At 41.4% G+C, this 21,518-nt stretch carries 21 protein-coding genes; 12 read left to right on the top strand and 9 right to left on the bottom strand.

The window, feature by feature from the left end; translation table 11 throughout:
• Nucleotides 1-14: 14 nt before the first annotated feature.
• The 5 genes from VIM89_RS16255 to VIM89_RS16275 all read right to left on the bottom strand — a co-directional run bounded on the left by VIM89_RS16255 (nt 15) and on the right by VIM89_RS16275 (nt 3,050).
• Entirely contained in the window at nt 15-1,259 is a 1,245-nt protein-coding gene (locus VIM89_RS16255; protein WP_488157228.1) for an RNA polymerase sigma factor, read from the bottom strand.
• 58 nt (nt 1,260-1,317) lie between these two features.
• Nucleotides 1,318-1,668 (bottom strand): YciI family protein, encoded by a 351-nt coding sequence (locus VIM89_RS16260; protein ID WP_488157229.1) that lies wholly within the window; start codon nt 1,666-1,668, stop codon nt 1,318-1,320.
• Between the two features lie 23 nt (nt 1,669-1,691).
• Nucleotides 1,692-2,042, bottom strand: coding sequence for a YciI family protein (locus tag VIM89_RS16265; RefSeq protein ID WP_488157230.1), 351 nt, complete (start codon nt 2,040-2,042; stop codon nt 1,692-1,694).
• 73 nt (nt 2,043-2,115) lie between these two features.
• A complete protein-coding gene (locus VIM89_RS16270; protein WP_488157231.1) occupies nt 2,116-2,457 on the bottom strand; it encodes a YciI family protein in 342 nt (113 codons plus the stop codon).
• 77 nt (nt 2,458-2,534) lie between these two features.
• Entirely contained in the window at nt 2,535-3,050 is a 516-nt protein-coding gene (locus tag VIM89_RS16275) for a P-loop nucleotide/nucleoside kinase family protein (RefSeq protein WP_488157232.1), read from the bottom strand.
• A gap of 56 nt (nt 3,051-3,106) precedes the next feature.
• Between VIM89_RS16275 and VIM89_RS16280 the strand changes: the two genes are divergently transcribed.
• The 7 genes from VIM89_RS16280 (at nt 3,107) to VIM89_RS16310 (ending at nt 14,423) form a co-directional block, all read left to right on the top strand.
• On the top strand, nt 3,107-4,213 hold the full coding sequence (locus VIM89_RS16280; RefSeq protein ID WP_488157233.1) for a glycoside hydrolase family 88/105 protein: 1,107 nt from the start codon (nt 3,107-3,109) through the stop codon (nt 4,211-4,213).
• A 90-nt stretch (nt 4,214-4,303) separates the two neighbouring features.
• Nucleotides 4,304-7,309 (top strand): glycosyl hydrolase family 28-related protein, encoded by a 3,006-nt coding sequence (locus VIM89_RS16285; RefSeq protein WP_488157234.1) that lies wholly within the window; start codon nt 4,304-4,306, stop codon nt 7,307-7,309.
• Between the two features lie 31 nt (nt 7,310-7,340).
• Nucleotides 7,341-8,183, top strand: a complete 843-nt coding sequence (locus VIM89_RS16290) for a ThuA domain-containing protein (RefSeq protein ID WP_488157235.1) — start codon at nt 7,341-7,343, stop codon at nt 8,181-8,183.
• A 112-nt stretch (nt 8,184-8,295) separates the two neighbouring features.
• Complete coding sequence (locus VIM89_RS16295; RefSeq protein WP_488157236.1) at nt 8,296-9,231, top strand: sugar phosphate isomerase/epimerase family protein; 936 nt, start codon at nt 8,296-8,298, stop codon at nt 9,229-9,231.
• A 148-nt stretch (nt 9,232-9,379) separates the two neighbouring features.
• On the top strand, nt 9,380-11,059 hold the full coding sequence (locus VIM89_RS16300; RefSeq protein WP_488157237.1) for a GMC oxidoreductase: 1,680 nt from the start codon (nt 9,380-9,382) through the stop codon (nt 11,057-11,059).
• A 157-nt stretch (nt 11,060-11,216) separates the two neighbouring features.
• A complete protein-coding gene (locus VIM89_RS16305; RefSeq protein WP_488157238.1) occupies nt 11,217-13,037 on the top strand; it encodes a glycoside hydrolase family 9 protein in 1,821 nt (606 codons plus the stop codon).
• Nucleotides 13,038-13,136: 99 nt separating this feature from the next.
• Complete coding sequence (locus tag VIM89_RS16310; RefSeq protein ID WP_488157239.1) at nt 13,137-14,423, top strand: sugar MFS transporter; 1,287 nt, start codon at nt 13,137-13,139, stop codon at nt 14,421-14,423.
• Nucleotides 14,424-14,427: 4 nt separating this feature from the next.
• Here the strand turns inward: VIM89_RS16310 and VIM89_RS16315 are convergent, their stop codons facing one another.
• Nucleotides 14,428-14,847, bottom strand: coding sequence for a secondary thiamine-phosphate synthase enzyme YjbQ (locus tag VIM89_RS16315; protein ID WP_488157240.1), 420 nt, complete (start codon nt 14,845-14,847; stop codon nt 14,428-14,430).
• A gap of 105 nt (nt 14,848-14,952) precedes the next feature.
• Between VIM89_RS16315 and VIM89_RS16320 the strand changes: the two genes are divergently transcribed.
• The 3 genes from VIM89_RS16320 (at nt 14,953) to VIM89_RS16330 (ending at nt 16,809) form a co-directional block, all read left to right on the top strand.
• Nucleotides 14,953-15,126 (top strand): hypothetical protein, encoded by a 174-nt coding sequence (locus VIM89_RS16320; protein ID WP_488157241.1) that lies wholly within the window; start codon nt 14,953-14,955, stop codon nt 15,124-15,126.
• Between the two features lie 68 nt (nt 15,127-15,194).
• On the top strand, nt 15,195-16,421 hold the full coding sequence (locus VIM89_RS16325) for a DUF1015 family protein (RefSeq protein WP_488157242.1): 1,227 nt from the start codon (nt 15,195-15,197) through the stop codon (nt 16,419-16,421).
• A gap of 16 nt (nt 16,422-16,437) precedes the next feature.
• Complete coding sequence (locus VIM89_RS16330; protein WP_488157243.1) at nt 16,438-16,809, top strand: VOC family protein; 372 nt, start codon at nt 16,438-16,440, stop codon at nt 16,807-16,809.
• A 15-nt stretch (nt 16,810-16,824) separates the two neighbouring features.
• Here the strand turns inward: VIM89_RS16330 and VIM89_RS16335 are convergent, their stop codons facing one another.
• The gene (locus VIM89_RS16335) at nt 16,825-17,229 is read right to left on the bottom strand and encodes a hypothetical protein (protein ID WP_488157244.1); all 405 of its coding nucleotides are present in this window, start codon (nt 17,227-17,229) and stop codon (nt 16,825-16,827) included.
• A 184-nt stretch (nt 17,230-17,413) separates the two neighbouring features.
• Nucleotides 17,414-20,056 carry a glycoside hydrolase family 2 protein gene (locus tag VIM89_RS16340; protein ID WP_488157245.1) on the bottom strand — a complete coding sequence of 881 codons (2,643 nt, stop codon included), beginning with the start codon at nt 20,054-20,056 and terminating at the stop codon, nt 17,414-17,416.
• 101 nt (nt 20,057-20,157) lie between these two features.
• Between VIM89_RS16340 and VIM89_RS16345 the strand changes: the two genes are divergently transcribed.
• Nucleotides 20,158-20,427, top strand: coding sequence for a hypothetical protein (locus tag VIM89_RS16345; protein WP_488157246.1), 270 nt, complete (start codon nt 20,158-20,160; stop codon nt 20,425-20,427).
• A 46-nt stretch (nt 20,428-20,473) separates the two neighbouring features.
• The gene (locus tag VIM89_RS16350; RefSeq protein ID WP_488157247.1) at nt 20,474-20,866 is read left to right on the top strand and encodes a VOC family protein; all 393 of its coding nucleotides are present in this window, start codon (nt 20,474-20,476) and stop codon (nt 20,864-20,866) included.
• Between the two features lie 8 nt (nt 20,867-20,874).
• Here VIM89_RS16350 and VIM89_RS16355 read toward each other — a convergent pair whose 3' ends face one another.
• Entirely contained in the window at nt 20,875-21,516 is a 642-nt protein-coding gene (locus VIM89_RS16355) for a hypothetical protein (RefSeq protein ID WP_488157248.1), read from the bottom strand.
• Between the last annotated feature and the right edge of the window lie 2 nt (nt 21,517-21,518).

Raw genomic sequence — 21,518 nt, forward strand, 5'->3', positions numbered from 1 at the left:
CTGAGTATGTTAAATTAAACATTTTTCAATTTACCCAGTTTGTTGATCTTATTCTTTATCACTTTTTTATCAGCTGCAACACGAGATAGTTTTAGAGCATGCTGCAAATGCTCGATTGCTTTTTGAATATCTATCTCACTATAAAGTTCGCCCAAAAGACAATGATATAAGTGATTATTATCCAGGTTGAGTTTTTCGGCTTCGATAATGGCCTCTTCATTACCATAAACTTTTGATAAGGCATAGGTCCTGTTTAATGCGGCTATAGGGGAATACTCCATCATTAGTAATTGATTGTAAAGACTAAGTATCTTTTCCCACTTCTGCTTTTCATTATTTGTTGTGGTATGCCAATAGGCTATTGCAGCTTCCCAATGATACTTTGATAAGTGGTTACCTGTGGACGCTCTATTCAGATAACGTTCTCCTTGTAAAATTAACTCATTATCCCACAACGAAGTATCCTGGTCTTCGTAAAGTATCAGTTCGCCATTAGAGTCAACCCTCGCTTCAAATCGGGAAGCATGAAAACACATCAAAGCAAGCAAAGCGTTTACCGCAGGTTTGTTTGTCGCTTCGTTTTCAGTCAACATATGCGTTAACCGCATAGCTTCGAGGCACAAGTCTTTTCTTAAAACTGCATTGTTGTTTGACGAGTAATACCCTTCGTTAAACAATAAGTAAAGAGTGGTCAGCACATTTTCGATCCGTTTATCGATCTCATTTTCTGAGGGGAGTTCGATCTTTACATTATCCTGCTTCAGTTTTTCTTTTGCGCGATACAGGCGTTTATTAATGGTTTCCTTGTTGGTCAGGAAAGCATCCGCAATTTCATCAATGCTAAAACTACAAAGGATACGGAGCGATAAGCCAATTTGGGCCTCCGGAGGAATGCCAGGATAACAAATAGCAAACATCATCTGCAACTGGCTATCCTGTATATTTTGTACCGAAAGATCGATCTCTATTTCGTGATTATCATCGGTGGCATATTGTATTTGTGGAGATATTTTCTGAGAGAAGAGTGCATTCCGCTTTAGCAGGTCTTTTGCTTTATTCTTGGCGACAGTATAAAGCCATGCAGCCGGGTTTTGCGGAATTCCTTTTAAACCCCAGGTTTCAGCTGCCAGCAGAAATGTATCGCCTACAAGGTCTTCAGCAATAGAAATATGTTCTATACCCAATGACCGGCACAGCACAGCAGTAATTTTCCTGAACTCTGTCCGGTATAGGTATGGTATTAGTTCCTTCTCCTGCATAAATAGAAAGGCTTCTGCCCAATGCAATATTAGGCAGAAGCTTGTTAAAATTCACATTTTAACCATTCATCTGGATAATGTCTCTTATCTCAACGTTGCCGTGAGGGACGTTCAGCATCGGGCAGCTTTTAGCCATTTCCAAAGCCTCTTCTATAGATTCAGCTCTAAAGATACTCAGGCCACCTACGATTTCCTTAACTTCGGCATAAGGGCCGTTGGTTATAATGTTGCCTGGTTTTACGGTACGCCCTTCGTTGCCTAACCGCATGCCGGGAGAAACCAGCTTATTTTGTGCGGCGATGCCGCCCATCCAGTTCTCCCATTCTTTTGATATTTCAAGATTTCCGTCAGCTGTCAGTTTGATCTCGCCCATAGGTTCAGAGCGGTATATCATTGCAAATTCTTTCATCTGTTTTAAATTTTAAATAAAACTCAATTAGCTCCCATTGGAACGATGTTTCTCACCTCGACACTTCCTCCGGCGTTCAGGATAGGACAGCCTTTTGCTATCTCTGTCGCTTCATTTATATCACCGGCATTTACAACAATGATCCCGGTTATCATTTCCTTGATCTCGGCATAAGGGCCGTTGGTAACCACATTGGACGGTTTTATAGCTTTCCCCTCACCACCCAGTCGGGTGCCAGGGTTGGCCAATTGCCCTTTAGCGGCCATACCGCCCATCCACACCTGCCATTGTTTCATAATATCCTGCAGTTTCTCTGGTGAGTACCCTGTTTCAGGATGAAAATCGTTTCTGAAGATTAATGCAAATTCGTTCATGATTTTAATTTTTTTGGTTTTATAACCTAGTGACGAACGCACCGGCCATTATTGGACAAAAATTTTTTAATTTTTATTCATGCGTGTATAAACCGCGTATTTCAATACTTCCCGAACCCACTATCGGGGCGCTTTTGGCAATGTGGGCAGCCTCATCAATTGAGTTGGCCCGAATAATAAGATACCCTCCGATAATTTCTTTAGTTTCAACAAAAGGACCGTTGGTGATTATTTTACCTCCTCTGATCGTTCTGCCGTCATTGCTCAAACGGTTGCCGCGGCTAACCAGGATATCTCTGGCGATGATGTCGCTCACCCATTTTTCCCAAACGGCCATTCCTGCCTGCATTTCTTCAGGAGAGAAATTTTCCTCAGGCAAGCCTTCTAATCTGATGATCATTACAAATTCTTTCATGGTTCTGATTTTTGGTTTTTTAGGCGAATGACGATCCCGAAAAGCAAAACAGGACAAAGCTTCTTGAATTTTTTTATTTACCCAGAAAAATGAAATATTCCTTCGCCTAAACCTTCACGGATGTGTTCAGCAATGGTTTCGGCATCGCTTTCGTTATCATAAATGATGTGTTTTTGAACTTCGTCAAAAGCGTCATAAAGCTTTTCATAGTGGCTGTAATCCTTAATTTGTCCTTCAGAGCGTTCGATCGCGCGCCTGGTACAAATAAATTTATCGGGACGGATCACTACATAATCCAGCGGTATTTCCCTTCGTTTTAAAATTTTCAGAAGCCGGTCAAGGTAACGGGGTGGAACAGAAAAATCAAGGATTATCTCATAACCACTCAATGCAAAAGGAATAGCGGCAGCTGTCATAGCACTCATGATCACGCCAAAATTTTTCTTCGGACTGCCAATACTCTTACCAATAAATGACCAGAACACATCGCCCTCGATATGAACGATGGGTTCGTAGGCTGCCTTCACCAGCTCACGGGCTACTGTAGTTTTTCCTGCACCGACGGGCCCGGAAAGTAAAATAATTGGTTTCATGATTTTCGATAGGCATTTAGGTCATTAATTTATACTTTTATTTTAAATATAAACCGATGAAAAAACGCCTTACCTTCTTATTTCTTGTTTTAACAGCATTATTGAAGACCTACGCTACTAATAAACCAGAATCTGATTCTATATTAAAGATCATGGATAAAGTTGCTGACTGGCAATTGAACGAGTGGCAGCAGCACCGGCACGGTCATAACAAATGGGACTGGACAATGGGCGCCTGTTATACAGGATACATAGCACTGAACCAGGTAGGGCACAATCCAAAATATGTGAACGCCATGCGGAGTATAGGAGATAGCCTGAAATGGAACACCGGCCCGAGGCGTACTATGGCCGATGACTATTGCATAGCGCAAACTTATACACAGTTATATGAGATTTTTAAAAAACCTGAAATGATCGCGCGTTTTAAAGCTCAGGCTGACAGCATTATCGCCAAACCGCATGATGAATCGCTGGAGTGGAAGAACAACATAGCCAACCGTGAATGGGCATGGTGCGATGCCTTGTTTATGGGCCCGCCTGCCTTTGCTTATTTGTCTACTGCTACTCATGATCAAAAGTACCTTGATTTTGCTGTAAAAATGTGGTTCAAAACAACCGATTACCTATTCGACAAGGATGAGAACCTTTATTACAGAGACGGTCGTTTCTTTACCCAAAAGGAAAAAAACGGGCAAAAGGTATTCTGGTCAAGGGGAAATGGCTGGGTGATGGGAGGGCTGGTTAGAATGTTGTCTAATATGCCTGAAAATTATCCATCAAGAGCTCATTTTGTTGATCTATACAAAAAGATGGCCGAGAAAATAGCCAAACTGCAAAATGCTGATGGTACGTGGCATGCTGCTTTGCTCGATCCTGATAGTTACCCGGTAAAAGAGACCAGCGGAACCGGTTTTTATTGCTACGCACTGGCCTATGGCATTAATCACGGTTTGCTGCCTTATGATAAATATCATGGTGTGGTTGAAAAAGCCTGGGCTGCATTAGTATCGTCTGTTCATACTGACGGCAAGCTGGGCAATGTACAGCAGATAGGTGAGAAGCCAGAAACCGTAACCAATGACGACACTGAAGTTTATGGCGTTGGTGCATTTTTATTAGCCGGATCTGAAGTGTATAGGCTGAAGCTGAACCATCATTAATTGTAACAATCAGCCGACATTAGGATAGTATCGTGTTCAATCTATAAATTAGGGCCGATATCCCGTATAAACCACCAAATCAAACCTAAATTGAAAACAGGTATTTTAACATTTACCCTGCTTGTGCTGTGCTGCACGCTAAGCATGGGTCAAAGCAAATTTCATGGCTTCGACAACAAGGAAAACGGCACTTCTTTTTATCAGAAACGGCTACAGGACTCGGATGCCGTTTACTTTACGCCTGATAAGTATACCGTAAAAGCAAACGGCTCAGCCGATGTTTCCGATGCATTACAACAAGCTATTAATGATCTGAAAACAAGCCATAATTTTGGAATCCTGTTTATCCCGGAAGGAACTTATCGGATCAGCAAAACCATCTATATACCGCAGGCAATTAGACTGATCGGCTATGGAAAAAAACGGCCGGTGATTATTCTTGCCGAAAATTCACCCGGATTCCAGAAACCTGATAGTACCGACAAAGGCAAGGCAAAATATATGTTCTGGTTTACCAGCAGCATCCCTCAGCCAGGCAAAAAGATCAACGATGCAGGTGCAGGAACATTTTATAGCGCTATGTCGAACATCAATTTACAGATCGAAGATGGCAATCCGTATGCGGTTGCTTTGCGCACGCATTATGCTCAGCATAGCTTTATTTCGCATGTAGATATTAATATCGGTAATGGTAAAGCCGGGATGTTTGATGTAGGTAATGAGATGCACGATGTAAGATTCTTTGGTGGTGAATACGGTATTTATACCACCAAGCCATCACCCGGCTGGCAGTTTATGACCATTGATACTTACTTTGAAGGACAACGCAAAGCGGCGATCCGAACACGAGAAGCTGGACTGACAATGGTTAGAATGCATGCAAAAAATGTTCCAACGGTAATAGATATCGAACCCAATTATATCGAAAAGCTGTTTATGGAAGATTGCCGCTTTGAAGACATAAATGGAGCCGCTATCAATGTCAGCGAAGAAAATAATGCCGGTAATCAAATCAGCCTGAGAAATGTGGTATGTCGCAATGTGCCGGTATTCGTCAAGTACCGGCAAAGCGGCGACCAGGTAACAGGCAATGGCAGCATTTACCTGGTGAAAAACTATCTGCATGGTTTGCAAATGGAAAGCCTGCATGCTGATCCGGTGATCAATAGCATAAAGAATATCGAGCCGTTAAAGCAAATGCCTGCAGTATTTAAAAGCGATATTCCTGATCTGCCTAATATAGATACATGGGTTAATCTGAAAACCTTAGGCGCAATGGGGGATGGGGTAACTGATGATACAAAAGCTATTCAGGATGCAATAGATAAATACCCGACAATTTATGTTCCAACAGGATGGTATCGTGTAAGCCAAACCATCAAACTAAAGCCCAACACGGTTTTGATAGGATTGAGCCCGATCGCAACGCAATTTATATTAGCAAATAACACCGAAGGCTTTGGAAGCTTCGGTGGACCGAAAGCTTTATTGGAGAGCTCAAAAGGAGGGAAGAATATTGTAACGGGCATAGGCTTGTCAACCAGCGCAGATAACCCGAGGGCCGTTGCCTGTAAATGGATGGCAGGCGAAGGTTCTTACCTGAATGATGTGAAATTCATAGGTGGCCATGGTGGGATGGAGAGGCTTGGTAAAAAGACGGGAACTTCGTCTGATGTAAAAGCCTATCGCAATGGTAATGGCAACGATCCCTCATGGGATACACAATACTGGAGCTTATGGATAACCGATGGTGGTGGCGGAACTTTTGAAAATATCTGGTCGGCAAACACTTATGCTTCAGCCGGAACTTATGTATCCAATACCAGTACGCCGGGAAGAATTTATGCGATGTCTATAGAGCACCATGTTCGCAATGAAGTTCGTTTCAATAACGTATCGAATTTCAAAGTGTATGCGATGCAACTGGAGGAGGAGAGTCGGGAAAGTACCGAATGCCAGCCTATGGAACTGGAGAATTGTCATGATATGGTTTTCGCCAACCTATATATGTTCAGAGTGATCCGGGTGATAAAACCTTACCCTTATTCCATCCGAAATTGGGGATCATCAGATATTGAGTTTTTGAATGTACACAATTACAGCCAGATTAAATATACAACTGATAACCCGCTGTATGACGTGAATAGGAACATGACTGTTCGCCCATGGGAGTTTAATCGCCTTTATATCAACAAGAGTGATGAGATGTCGTCTGTCAATCAGTCAACAGAAATACAAAAATTGGCTACCGGATTTGAATTTGCCGAAGGCATTTGCAGCGACAGCAAAGGCAATGTTTATTTCTGCGATTCGAGAATGAGGCGGATATATAAATGGTCGGCTGATAGTAAGCGTATGAGTTTGTTAGCCGATTATCATTGGGAACCGTTATCGTTATCATGCGATAAGAATGATAACCTGCTGGTTGTCTTTAAGTATGTTCCAAAACCTGATTATTTGATAGATGGCAAACCAGAGGTATTTACCAATCCGCCCGATGCATCGGGAACATCCTTTAGCGGCTGGGGTAATTCGGGTTTTGCAACCTGGGTGTATTCAGTCGATCCAAATAACCCGGATGAAACCATTAGGTTGTTGCCTAAGGCGCCTATTGGTTCTGTGAAGCAAGTTTATAAAGCATTATATCCGGGCCATCGCTGGCGCGATTATCATGATTTCAATACCGTTACCATAAATAAGCCAACTGAATGTTTTGTAGCGCCGGACGGGGTAACGACCATTCCTGTTGTATACGATTTGGCAAGATCAACCTGTTTATCAGAAGGTTTTCCTGGTAAACCAATGTATGTTTCGGATGAGTATGATAAACGGACCGTCAGTGTAAATATCAGCCCGGAAGGCTATGCATCAGACCTGAAATATTTTACTGAAAAGGGTGAATTTGGAAGCACAGTAGACGGTAACGGCAATGTTTATATAGCAGACGGGCAGGTGTATATTTTTGATCCGTTAGGTAAACAAACAGGCATCATAAAAGTACCTGAAAGGCCGGGTTCGCTTACATTTGGAGGGAAAGATGGTAAAACGCTCTATATCACCGGAGAAACATCGCTTTACAGCGTAACTTTAAAATAATCTGCTTAATTTAACCTGCAAAACCTCAATTATGATCTTCACCATTAAATCCTTACTAAGACTGCTTGTCTGCTTGTTTTTATGTATAACTATTTCAGATAGCATCGCCCAAACCAACAAAAAACATTTTAATGTGATCGCCTTTTATACTGGTCGAAATGATCAAGCACACATTAGCTTCATGCATGAAGCGCACAAATGGTTCTCTGAAATGGGGAAGAAATATAATTTCACTTATGACTCAACCAAAGATTGGTCAAACATGAATGCTAAATTCCTGGCCAAATACCAGGCGGTTGTGTTTTTGGACACAAGAGTAGAAGATCCAATTCAACGCAAAGCCTTTGAAGAATATATGAAAAACGGCGGTGGCTGGTTGGGGTTCCACTTTGCAGCATTTGCTTTAACACCTTCTGATTTCAATGCGGATTGGGATTGGTATCATAATGAGTTCCTGGGTTCAGGACAATATGTAAGCAATACCTGGCGACCGGTATCAGCCTTTTTGAGAGTTGAAGACCACAATCACCCGGCAACAAAAGGGCTGCCCGATATCATTAAAGCATCAACAAGTGAATGGTACCGCTGGGAAAAGGACCTGCGCAAAAATCCGGATATCAAAATCTTGTTATCGGTCGATTCCAGCAGCTTTCCACTCGGTACCGGGCCAAAGCCGAGTGAAATATGGCACAGTGGTTATTATCCTATTGTGTGGACTAATAAAAACTATAAAATGGTCTATTTCAACTTTGGTCATAATGATATTGATTACGAGCATCATACCAATAAAGAATTGTCGCACACTTTCCCTAATCCCGACCAGGAAAAACTAATCATGAATTCATTGATATGGGTGGCAACGGGTAAGAAGTGAACTAAGTGTAACTGAAACACTATTGTTACAATTACTTCAGTTTTTTTATAGAATCAAAGAGTAACTTGGTAAATTAGTTCACCAATATAACAAACCAACCAATTTTACCTTTATGGAAGAACAGCATATTTCCCGTCGCCGGTTTATCGGCAGTACGGCACTTGCCGCAGCCGGTATGGCACTAGCTTCTAAATCGGTTTTTGCAGGATCATTGTTCCAGGCAAAACCTAATTCATTGATCAATGGCGTGCAAATAGGCGTGATCACCTATTCATTCAGAAGCATGCCGAGCACAGCCCAGGACTTACTGCAATACTGCCTGCAATGCAATATCAATGCGATAGAACTAATGGGTGATGCAGCAGAAGCATTCGCTGGAAAACCAACACGTAACAGCGGCGAAGACGGCCCAACTTATTTTAAACGTGTGGCCGATTGGCGTGCAAGTGTTTCAATGGATAAATTTAAAGAGCTTCGCAAATTATTCAACGATGCAGGAGTTAAGATATATGCATGGAAACCAAATGCTTTAGGCGCTAAAAACACTGATGCAGAGATCGATTACGCTTTTAATGCAGGTAAGGCCTTGGGCGTAACACATGTTACCGTTGAATTACCTGCTGACGATAAACAAACTCAGCGCCTGGGTGATATTGCCGCCAAACACAAACTATACGTAGGTTATCATGCGCATTTACAAGCCACACCAACTTTGTGGGATAAAGCATTAAGCCAATCAGCATATAATGCAATCAACCTGGATATCGGTCACTATACCGCAGGTACCAGTAGCAGTCCGATACCTTTTATTGAAAAAAATCATGCCAGGATCATGAGTCTGCACCTGAAAGATAGAAAATATCACGACGGGCCGAACCAACCATGGGGCCAAGGTGATACACCAATTGCTGAAGCACTGCAATTAATGAAGAAGAACAAATACAAGTTCCCTGCAACTATTGAGCTGGAATATGATATTCCGAAAGATTCTGACGCGGTGAAAGAAGTGATCAAATGCCGCGAATTTGCTGTGAAGGCACTGAGTTAATAGTTTGCAGTTTACGGTAGGCAGTTTGCAGTGAACTTGAATAACACCAGAAGTTAAATTCATTGTGTTATAAAGACACATTATGAATGATTTTTAATTAATTATTTCCTACATTAGACGAACAAACCAATAAAACCTATTGAATAAAATGACAACAAACACATATGATGCGATTGTGATCGGCTCGGGGATATCGGGTGGCTGGGCCGCAAAAGAACTAACTGAAAAGGGTTTAAAAACCATTATGCTTGAACGTGGTCGCAATATCGAGCACGTAAAGGATTATGTAAATGCTACTAAAGCTCCCTGGGAATTTCCGCACCGCGGAGGCCGTACCCAGCAAATGATCCACGATTATCCTGTATTAAAAAGAGACTATCCACTTAATGAAACTAACCTGGATTACTGGGTAAATGAAAAGGAAAGCCCTTATACTGAAGTCCATCGTTTTGACTGGTTTAGAGGATATCACGTCGGCGGCCGTTCATTAATGTGGGGACGCCAAAGCTATCGTTGGGCTGATGTAGATTTTGAAGCTAATTTGAAAGATGGCATTGCTGTGGATTGGCCAATTCGCTATAAAGATTTGGAGCCATGGTATAGTTACGTAGAAGGTTTTGCAGGAATATCTGGCAACAAAGATGGTTTATCTATCCTGCCTGATGGTAACTTCCAGCCGCCAATGGAAATGAATTGTGTTGAGAAGGATGTATCGGCAAGATTTAATAGCCTCTACAAAGGTGCGCGTCATATGGTGATCGGTCGTACTGCTAACATTACTAAACCGCTGCCAGGCAGAACCAACTGCCAATACCGTAATAAATGCTGGTTGGGTTGTCCGTTTGGCGCTTATTTTAGTACGCAATCATCTACATTACCTGCTGCAGTGAAGACTGGTAATCTGACTGTTAGACCATGGTCTATCGTTACCAAAATCCTTTATGATAAGGATACTAAGAAAGCCAAAGGGGTAGAGGTACTGGATGCAGAAACCAACAAAACTTACGAGTATTACGCCAAGGTCATTTTCCTTAATGCGTCGACGATCAACTCAGCATGGATTTTAATGAATTCGGCAACCGATATCTGGCCTGATGGTTTGGGTAGCAGCAGCGGCGAACTGGGTCATAACCTGATGGATCACCACTTAGGTGTAGGGGCAAGTGGCCACGTGGAAGGGTATGAGGATAAATATTATTTCGGTCGTCGTGCCAATGGTATTTACATACCTCGTTATCGTAACCTGAATGGCGAAAAACGCGATTACATCCGTGGATTCGGTTACCAGGGCCGGGCATCAAGAGAAAGCTGGAGCCATAGCAGTCCTGAGTTAAGCATTGGTGCCGATTTTAAAGATGCGTTATCAGAACCAGGGCACTGGACAATGAGCATCGGAGGCTTTGGCGAGACCTTGCCATATCATGAGAATAAAGTCACCCTGGATAAAACAAAGAAAGATAAATGGGGACTGAACATACCGTCTATCGATGCGATCATCCGTGACAACGAATTAAAAATGCGCATCGATATGCTGAACGACTCCAAAGAAATGCTTGAAGCAGCAGGAGTGAAGGATGTAAAAACGCATACGATGGAAGGCGTTTTAGGTCGCGGTATTCACGAGATGGGTACGGCCCGTATGGGTCGTGACCCTAAAACTTCTGTATTGAACGAATGGAACCAGGTATGGGATGCTAAAAACGTGTTTGTAACCGATGGCGCTTGTATGGTTTCAACCGCTTGCCAAAACCCTTCATTAACTTATATGGCATTAACCGCACGTGCTGTTGATTATGCGGTGAAGGAATTGAAGAAGGGGAATGTTTAAGGTTGGTGAGTGGTTGATTAAGTTGATTGTGTTAAGTGGTTAAAATCTGCGAAATCATTAAATCATTGTAATCAACGGTTCAGAGAAAAATAATTATTAATTTAAGCCCTTGCAGAAACCAACCTGCGAGGGCTTTTATATTCCTGTAACTTTATTTATGAAAACAATCAAACTTATCATTCTTCTTTTTTGTCTGCCGGTATTTCTATTTGCACAATCTGTCAAAATTGTAACCAATCATGTTGGTTATGAGGCTGACGGGCCTAAGAAAGCGATCATTGTTGCTGATAGCAAACTGAATATTCCATCATTCACTTTATTTGACTCCAAAACCAATAAGGTAGTCTATAATGGCAAAACTATTTTCAGTGGACCGGTCGATAAATGGAAAAAGTTCCAGTTTTGGACATTGGATTTTAGTTCTGTAACTACCAATGGCAGTTTCAAATTACAGGCTGTTACTCCACAGGGTACAGTTTCATCTTATCCATTTGTGATAGGGAAGAATGTACTGGAGCAGGCCACCTTGTCGGATGTGATCTATTATTTCAAAGGGCAACGCAGCTCTGGTTTACTGGACAAAGCTGATCGTCATTCGCATTTGCAAGGAAAAACTGACACTATTGATGCTCATGGAGGCTGGTATGATGCGACGGGCGATTATGGAAAGCATTTATCACATCTTTCTTTTTCGTCTTACTTCAACCCGCAGCAGATATCATTAACTGCTTACAGCTTATTTAAAACTTACGAATTATTGAGTAAGAAACCTGGTACTGATTATAGGCAATTCAATCGTAGAATATTGGATGAGGCAATGTATGGCGCTGATTACCTGTGCCGAATGCAAGCAAAAGGCGGAGCTTTTTATCGTTCTGTTGGCGCACCGGGCCCGGGTAAATTGCCGCAGGACAGAGCGATCGGTCCGGAAGGGAAAAGCTATCGTATTAAAGTTTCCAAGAATGATGATTCGTTCAAGACCAAATCAGAAGAGCAAGACTGGCGTAGCTATCAATGCAGTTTCCGCTCCGGTGGCGGCATGTCGATAGCAGCTTTGGCTATGGCGTCAACCTATACTGTTTCAGGAGATTATTCTAATGCGGATTACCTGAAAGCTGCTGAAAACGCATTTGATTTCCTGGATAAAAACAATGTATCCATGACAAATGATGGAAAGGAAAATATACTAGATGATTATTGCGCACTTACCGCTGCAACCGAATTATATAAAGCTACCAAGAATGAGAAATATAAAGTCGCAGCAGAGAAACGTACTTTGTCGCTGATTGGTAGATTAACCACATGGAAAAACTATAAGGATTACTGGCGCGCAGATGATAAAGACCGGCCATTTTTTCATCCATCGGATGCAGGTTTGCCTGTGGTTAGTTTGGTATATTATTATCCATATGCTTCGGCAAACACACAATCGCAAATTAAAGCGGCTATCCGCAGATCAATGGATTTTGAATTTGCAATTACATCTGAGGTGAATAATCCTTTTGGCTATAGCCGTCAATTGACACAGGATACGTTAGGAAATAGAAAAAGTGCTTTCTTCTTTCCGCATGGCAGCGATGCTTCACCATGGTGGCAGGGCGAGAATGCACGATTAGGGTCAGAAGCAACTGCAGCAAGATTGGCTGCTGGTTTGTTTACCGACGATAAAGCTTATCATGATAAGCTGGAAAGGTTCTCACTTGATCAATTGAATTGGATATTGGGTTTAAACCCATTTGACTCCTGCATGCTGGAAGGGATAGGGCATAATAATCCGGAATACGGTTTCTTTGGCACTTTTGAATACACTAATGCCCCGGGTGGAATTGTGAATGGGGTTACCTCGGGATTTGAGAATGAGGACGATATTGATCTGAATCTTCCATATTCACAAACCGGTAAAGATGCAGACTGGCGCTGGGCCGAACAATGGCTGCCACATGCGGCCTGGTATATGCTGGCTGTTGCCTCGAGATAGGCAATATCAAACGTTTGCGTTGATAATAGTTTTTAAATTTCTTTAAAAAGTTCTTTAGTTTATAAGATATTGACTATTATAGACAGAAAATCCAACATTATGCCAGAGACTTCAACCATCGTTACCCCAATTCAAAAGAAAGCAGGAATAAATCCTATCATCATTATTGGTGTTTTATTCTTTGTGTTTGGGTTCATTACCTGGCTTAATTCGGTGTTGATACCTTATCTGAAGATCGCTTGTGAATTAACAGTAGGCGAGTCGTACCTGGTGGCATCGGCTTTTTATATTGCCTATCCACTTATGGCATTACCTTCAACATTGGTTTTGAAGAAATTTGGTTTCAAAAATGGAATGGCAATTGGGCTGATCATTATAGCGGTAGGAGCGCTATTATTTATACCAGCTGCTTTAACTCGTACTTACGGTATTTTCTTGGCAGGGTTATTTGTGCAAGGTATGGGGCTTGCTATACTTCAAACAGCGTCTAACCCATATGTAGTTGTGCTGGGTCCCCCAGAAAGTGCCGCCAAACGAATTAGTATTATGGGGATTTTTAATAAATCAGCGGGCGCTATCGCTCCGATTGTGCTGGGGACGGTCGTACTAAAAAATGTTGATCAGTTAAAAGCTCAACTGAATAAGATGAGTGCGGTTGAAAAAGTACCACATTTGAATGAACTTGCCTCAAGAGTGATCACTCCGTACATCTGCATTATGGTATCACTAGTTATATTGGCAATATTAACTTACAGATCAACTTTACCAGAAATTAATACAGAACATGAGGATGAGTCAACAGCTTTGGCTAATTCAAATAAAACGAGCTTGTTACAATTTCCTCATTTAATATTAGGTGTGGTTGCGTTGTTTTTATATGTTGGAGCAGAAGTATTAGCCGGTGATTCCATTATCGGTTATGGGTCAGCACAGAATATACCTTTGTCTACAGCAAAATTCTTCGCAACTTTTACTATGATTTCGATGTTGGTTGGCTACGGAATAGGTATTGTTTGTATTCCTAAATATATCTCCCAACAAAAAGCCCTTGTCATTTCAGCTGTATTAGGATTCATTTTTAGTATACTAGCCTTGATAACCCATGGTTATGTCTCAGTTTTTTGCATCGCGCTGTTGGGGCTTGCAAATGCACCTATGTGGCCCGCAATATGGCCACTGGCGTTAAATGGCTTAGGAAAATTTACCAAAGCAGCGGCGGCTAGGTTGGTTATGGGAATATCCGGAGCTGCTATAATCCCACCACTATATGGTCACTTTGTCGGAATTTATTCAGCTCAAACTTCTTATCTTATTTTATTACCAATATACCTGTTCATTCTTTATTATGCGGTGTGGGGACATAAACTAAAGAAATCCAATGCATAAATTATTAACCCCAGGCAGTAATAACTATTGTTCGCTGACCTCCATAATTACGGTGTTCGCAGAAGTATATTCCTTGCCATGTACCTAAGGCCAGTTTGCCGTTAGTAATAGGAATCGTAACCGAACTACCTAATATTGCTGCTTTTAAATGGGCGGGCATGTCATCAGGGCCTTCATCATCGTGCATATAATCCGGGTCATTTTCGGGGACACGTTTGTTGAAATAAATTTCAAAATCCTGGCGCACTGTAGGATCCGCATTTTCGTTAATGCACAGCGATGCCGAGGTATGCTGAATAAACACATGGCAGACACCTGCTTTTATTTCTTGTAAGCCAGGTAATGCATTAATAACCTCCTGTGTGATAAGATGAAACCCTCTTTTTCTTTCTCGCAGATTTACTGTTTGCTGATATATTTTCATACTGGATAAACACCTAAATAGGTGTTTGGTTAAAATTTTAATCAAATCCTGACGCACAAATTAAGAAGATCAATTGTTATGTTTTTGTTACTAATTATATAAATTATGAAAACACAACCAAATTCAAAAGAAAATAAAGCCGGCCAGGGTAGACCAACTTCCGACCGCGCATTTTCTAATCATAAAGAACCAATTAAATCAACCGGTATCAGCAATGGCGGCGGACAGCGCTCGGATCAAACATCCAATCGTGATAACCAGCGAAAACGGGGAGAATAATTTTAACAAAAGAGGCCTGCAATACGGGCCTTTTTTGTTTACTATATTGCACTATTATAAACCTATTTATGGCGAACATCCAACCTTTTAGAGCAATCAGGTCGAACCCTCTTTATGCAGATCAATTGGTATTTACCTCGTTACAGGTGGAGTCTGTTTCGGGCGATGAGACTAAAGACGGCACATTAGCTCCGTTAAAAACTTTATTGGAGACAGGAGCGAGATTACGCCCTGAAACGCCGGAAGGACAGGCAAAAGCTTTCCAGGATATAAAGGATACGCTGAAAAAATTGCTTGAGAACGATAAACTATGGCATGAACAAGCTCCCGGAATATATGTATACGAAGTTGAACATAAAACTTATCGCCAGACAGGGATTTGGGCATTAACATCATTGGAGGATTATACACAAGGTAATATTAAAATACATGAACTGACTTTTGCTGATAGTATCAGGCGTTTAACTAACTATCGTAAAAATACGGGTCTTGAGGGCAGCCCCGTTCTGTTGGCTTATCATCCCGATATTACCATTAACCGGATCATTGCAGAAACGATAAAGAACAATAAAAAAATCACTTACGGCAATGAGCATGGTCTGCACCATCTCTGGAAAATAGAAGATCAAACAGTTCAACAGCATCTTATTGATGCATTTGAAAAGATAAAAACCGTTTACCTGGCCGATGGGCATCATCGTTTAGAGTCATCAGCTTTATTGGCAGCTGAACAACGAAAAAATGGAACGATAGAATTCGATCATATATCCTCGCTTTATATGGCTACAGATCAATTGCGAATTGAGGAATATGACAGGATAGTGGTTCTTTCAGAAGCAATTGATAAAGAAGCTTTCTTTAATCAGTTAAAACAACATTTTGAAATTCAGCAGGCACAGCAACAAGTACAGCCCAGAAAGCCGCATCACTTCGGAATGTATTTTGAGAAGAATTGGTTCTCATTAATAGCTAAGCCCTATCTTTATAGTAATACAAGTGCAGCAGCCAACCTTGATGCATATATCTTGCAGGAAACTGTATTGGCACCGATCTTTGGCATTGAAGATCCTAAAACAGACCAACGTTTAAAATGCGCAGGAGGTGAAATGGCCATGGATGAGATCAATGCCATACTAGTCGTTTATCCTGACGCAATTGTATTTACACTTTGCCCTGTAAGTGTTGAGCAACTAATAGCCGTTGCAGAAGCGGGAGAGATATTGCCGCCCAAATCGACATGGATAGTACCTAAAATACCTTATGCCTTATTACTGCACCATCATTTGACGGAATAATCTAAACAAGTGCATTATGAAAATAATCCCGCTATTTAAATGCCGGAACCTAAAAGATGCGATAGATTTTTATACCGGTATACTCGATTTTAAGCTAAAATATACTGACCCATCAGCTAATAATTGGGGTGGCGTCGACCTGATAAACGAAGGTGCCGAGCTACAACTGACTACATACGAGAGTGACAACTTGTACGGATCAGTGGCAAATGTATGGGTTGATGACGTGGATAGTCTGTTCAACAAATACCTTGAACGAGGATTGGATACATCACACAAAAAGAACTCTCCTGTACACCAGGGGCCGCTAAACCAAACCTGGGGAACAAGAGAGTTCTATATAACTGATAGCGATGGCAATACCTTACGATTTTGCAAATCGTTGTAGTACTTATTAAGCTTATTATTTCTTTGAGCTTTTTGGAGCTGTAGCTTTTGGCGTTTCCGTTTTAGGTGCTGGTGCTTTAGCCGGAGCAGCTTTTGCTACAGGTTTCTTCGCCGCCGCAACAGGAGCTGGCTTAGTTGCAGGTTTTGCCTTGGTTGCTGCAGGAGCTTTTTCCACCTTCTTAGCCGCAGCTGTAGGTTTCTTAACTACTGTAGGAGCCGCAGTTTTTTCAGGCTCTTTAGCTGATTTTAGATTTTTGGTGATTTTCTTGGCTAATTTTTTTGCCTCTTTTTCAATGTCGATCTCTACCTGACCTAATTCGGTTGTTATGGTATTTAGTGTTTTTACCAGGCGTTGCTGGATCGATTTGGTTGCTATTTTTTTGGCTGCTTTTGCAGGAGATTCTTGTTTTTCCTTTTTCATGATTTGAATAAGTTCAAATGTATATGATAGAAGTATAAATTTAATATTATCTTTTTGTTAAATCAACAAAGTAAAGTTAAGTAGCGGAAAAGCTTTGATAACATTAAAATTCCTCAAAAAGAAACCGTTGCCTTATCCATAAAATGAATATCAGCAACGGTTCGGTACTTATAGGATAAGACTATCAGTTTGCTATATCAATAAACCTTAAAGGTGTATTCCATCCATTGATAGACACCTGCATGTTTTTATTCCCCTTGAATTGATCGCAATCAATAATGATCTTCTTTTGTTCGCCTGGTAAAACGGTAATATAGTTATCGCTGTAAAATACAGGCAGCAAGCGAGCTTTTGTATTGCCATCAGTTATTGAGACCCTGTTAAAGAATGCAGGAACATTTTGTTTATCATTGGTCAGGGTCACTTCAACTTTGCCTGGTTTCAGATATTTTGCACTTACAACCAAGTCGCTCTTTTTCATTTTCTGTAATCCAGAATAATTTCCTTTGCTATCAGCTATCCAGTAAATGTTTTGGGTAATCGGCTTTTTATCGGCATCCTGGAATTCCAGGTCGAGGAAGATACCTTTATCTGTAGCTAGTTGGTCAACCTTGTTTTTAATAGACATATATTTTTTTGGAAGCGTTGGGCCGATATCAGCAAAAACCTGGTCAAGTAAAGTTTCTTTTCCATCCATGTCATAAGCTTTTACAACCAGCATCATACCACTGCGGGCCTTAAACGTATTATTAACAGCCATTACTACGCCAGTAACCGGATTGTACATGATATGCAAAGGTTCACTGCCGTTATGCAGTCCATATAAACAGGCATTCGGATCGAGGTAATAATCGTACATCTGTCCGCGCATAGCTGTCCATGGGTTTTGTGTTTTCCAGATAATGGCGCCGGTATACCATTCCCACATATGGGCGCTAAAGCCTTCCATCAGTCCACGATACTGATCATAGTTTACTAATTGAGCTTTAAAGGCAAAGTCTTCTGCATTTTTTGCTTCACCATATTTGTTGATGCTGGTATCATACCCGATATATTTATGATAATCCCATACCTCGTCGGTTTTGTTTCTATGAGTCGATTCATCGTAAACCGGGATATTATCCAGGTGATCTTTCGGGATGAATTTCCTCAGGGATTCTATATCGCTTACGCCAATCGATCCCACCTCAGAGTTAAACGGATAAGTCTGATGCTGCCAAAAAACTGATAGGGGTTGAATTCCATAAGGCCCATCACCATTGCCCAACAGCGTATTGTATGACATGGCATCAGAATTTGAATAATCCACAAACCAGCGTGTATTATCCAGTTTAGGCATGATGGTATCACGGAGTGCGGCTAAAATATCTTCTGGTGGAGTGATCTCGTTGCCACCGCACCAGATAGCCAGCGAGGCATGGTTGCGCACCATTTTTACCTGATCTTCTATCGAACGTAAAAACAGGGAATGATCATCCGGATATTTTCTTCTTGTCCATTGGTCATCCTTTTTCATAGGATCTTGCCAGCGACCGTTACAGTCTCCTGATCCCCACATATCCTGGAAAACTAGCATACCGTATTTGTCACAAGCATCATAAAACTCCGGGCGCTCTATCATTGCACCGCCCCAAACCCTTATCAGGTTCAGGTTCATATCGCGATGGAAACGTACTTCAGCATCATAGCGCAAATCGGAAAGACGCAGCATAGCATCCGAAATGATCCAGTTTCCGCCTTTGATAAATATCTTTTGCCCATTGACCATAATCTGTCTGCTTTTGGTTTGTGTATTCCATTCGCTTTGAATTTGACGAACGCCGACCTTAATATTTTCCTGATCAGAAACTTTACCACTGATCAAAAAGCGCGCATGCAGATCATACAAATTCTGCGGACCGTAACCATTAGGCCACCATAATTTGGGATTTTGAAGGACAAGATCATTCAGGCTAACTTCTTGGGTACTGTTAGCTTTAAGCGAAACATTTTTTGATACCGTTTTACCATCAATATCATACTGTAAAATACCCGACACAACGTTCGCAGTAGGGTTTTTCAATTCAGCTGATACTTTAACAGTTGCAGGTTGTTGCGGCCCTTCAACCTGGCGCACGCCCGGAACCAAAGTGATTACATGGGTATCTGTGATGCGGATTTTCCCTGTTTTTCGGATAATAACTTTATCCCATATACCAGTATTACGGTCACGCATAGGCTGTATCCAATCCCATCCGGCGGTATATTGCAAACCAACATTGCGGGCAATGGTACCATCGCCGCCTTGGCCGCCATTCGGATTGCCCGGTACATCAAGAGGATGCACCAGCACGGCCAATCGGTTATTCCCATTTTTATTCAGATATGAGGTCACGTTGTAACTATAGCGGAGAAACATCCCCACTTGTGGCGCTTTGTTGAGCTTTTTTCCATTCAGGTAAATATCACAGCTATAATTTACTCCCCTGAAGTCAAGATACACCTGGTCATCAGCGCCGGTTTGTTCTTTGAAGTCTTTTACAAACCAATAAGTGTAGTAATCTCGTCCGGTTTTGTAGATATCCGGTATCTGCTCATTATTCATCCCAAAGAAGGGATCCGGAACCTTCTTATTGTTCAGTAAAGTTGTCAGAACTGTCCCGGGAACAGTGGCGGGCATCCACTTGCTCAGATCGAAGCCGGATGTGGAAATTTTGTAACCATCAAATTTAATACTGTCGACGGGTGCGCATTTCCAACCGTTATTTAATTCATTGCTGCTTTGTGCTTTTGCCTCAGGGAGATATAGAATGGAAATTAAAAAAATGAGTAAGAGAGAATGTTTCATATTAATTGCGGAAAAGGCTGCAAGATAACAATTGGCATAGTTTTAGCTTAATTTTCTGCGAGCATTTTAAAAATTAGCTCAAATAATTACAACTACGACATATGAACAACCTTTTATCTCTACAATTACGAATGCCGAATGGCAATACCAATTACATAAAATTGATCGGTAAATACGATAACCTTCAAAATTATGGAATTGATAGCTCTATGATTTATTCCATTTGGTTTGAGGAGGACGAAACACCGGGTGGTTATTTTTCTTTTTCGCCAAACAATCAAACCTGGGAATATAACGGCTATCTCTCTGTTAATGAGCAAATGCAGATCGCTAAATTCCTGGAAGATAACGCAGAAGTTCAGTTAGCGTAATCTCAATTTTAATTTCTAATTTGGGTATGATTAATGCCCAAATTAGATGAAAACGAAGAAATTTATCAGGATTAATCCGCTTCTTCCTGTAAAGAATCTCAGGGAAACGCTGGATTACTATCGCGACACACTTGGATTTTCTGATGAATGGACCTGGACCGACAAAAATGGAAATGAAACTGATGGCGGCATAAGGCGGGATGATATGCGTCTGCTTTTTGGCGAAGCCCCGGATTTTGTGATTATCATAAGCAGTTATCCCAAAAGTCGGCTGCCTTTGATGTGGTTTGTAGAAAATATCGACGAGATATTTAAAGAGTACAAAGCCAGGGGCATTGAGTTTGCCGATACCTTACGAACCCATCCTTACGGATTACGCGAGTTTGCTTTTATTGATATCAACGGATATTATATCCGGGTTTCTGAGGGAATAGAATAGTAAAAACTCTAGTTAAACAAGGCATCAGCTTTGGCATAAAGCTCATCATTCTCGGGCAGATCGTAAACCATACAATTAAACAGCGCCAGTCCAAAAAGTAGCATATGTTTGTGCCGGTCGATGTCATCACTTTGCAGATCAGTTTTCCAATCGCTGTCGGGATATTTCTGCTTATACTTTAATTCAAGAGCGCCCAGCATATTTCTTAATTGAGGATAATCAAACCAGTGAGGCAAAGCATAATACCCGGTAAGCGCACCCATTCTGTTTCTTAATGCGACATCATCTGGGCTCGGCTTGCCATAATACAGGTAGAAATATACACACAAACCTGCCAGCAGGAGACCAAGTAGCAGATATACCACAGTTTGCATGGAGTTTCCTTCATAACTATTGCTGCTATCAAAGGCCAGGTATAAAAACACAGCTGAAAATATAAGACTGAGTATTCGGCCATACACAGCTTTAACGCTTTGAGCATTTACACCGATATTGAAACCATTCCGGCTTCTGAATTTCGAGTTCGTAACAAACATTGAACCCACCGGGAAAATGGGGATAAACATTATAGAAAAGAATTTTGATTCAACCCACTGATTGTTGACCGCGGCAACTTTGCCGCAAAAACGCGTTCCGAAAACGATGATCATTT

This window comes from Mucilaginibacter sp. (assembly GCF_036568825.1).
GTDB lineage: Bacteria > Bacteroidota > Bacteroidia > Sphingobacteriales > Sphingobacteriaceae > Mucilaginibacter.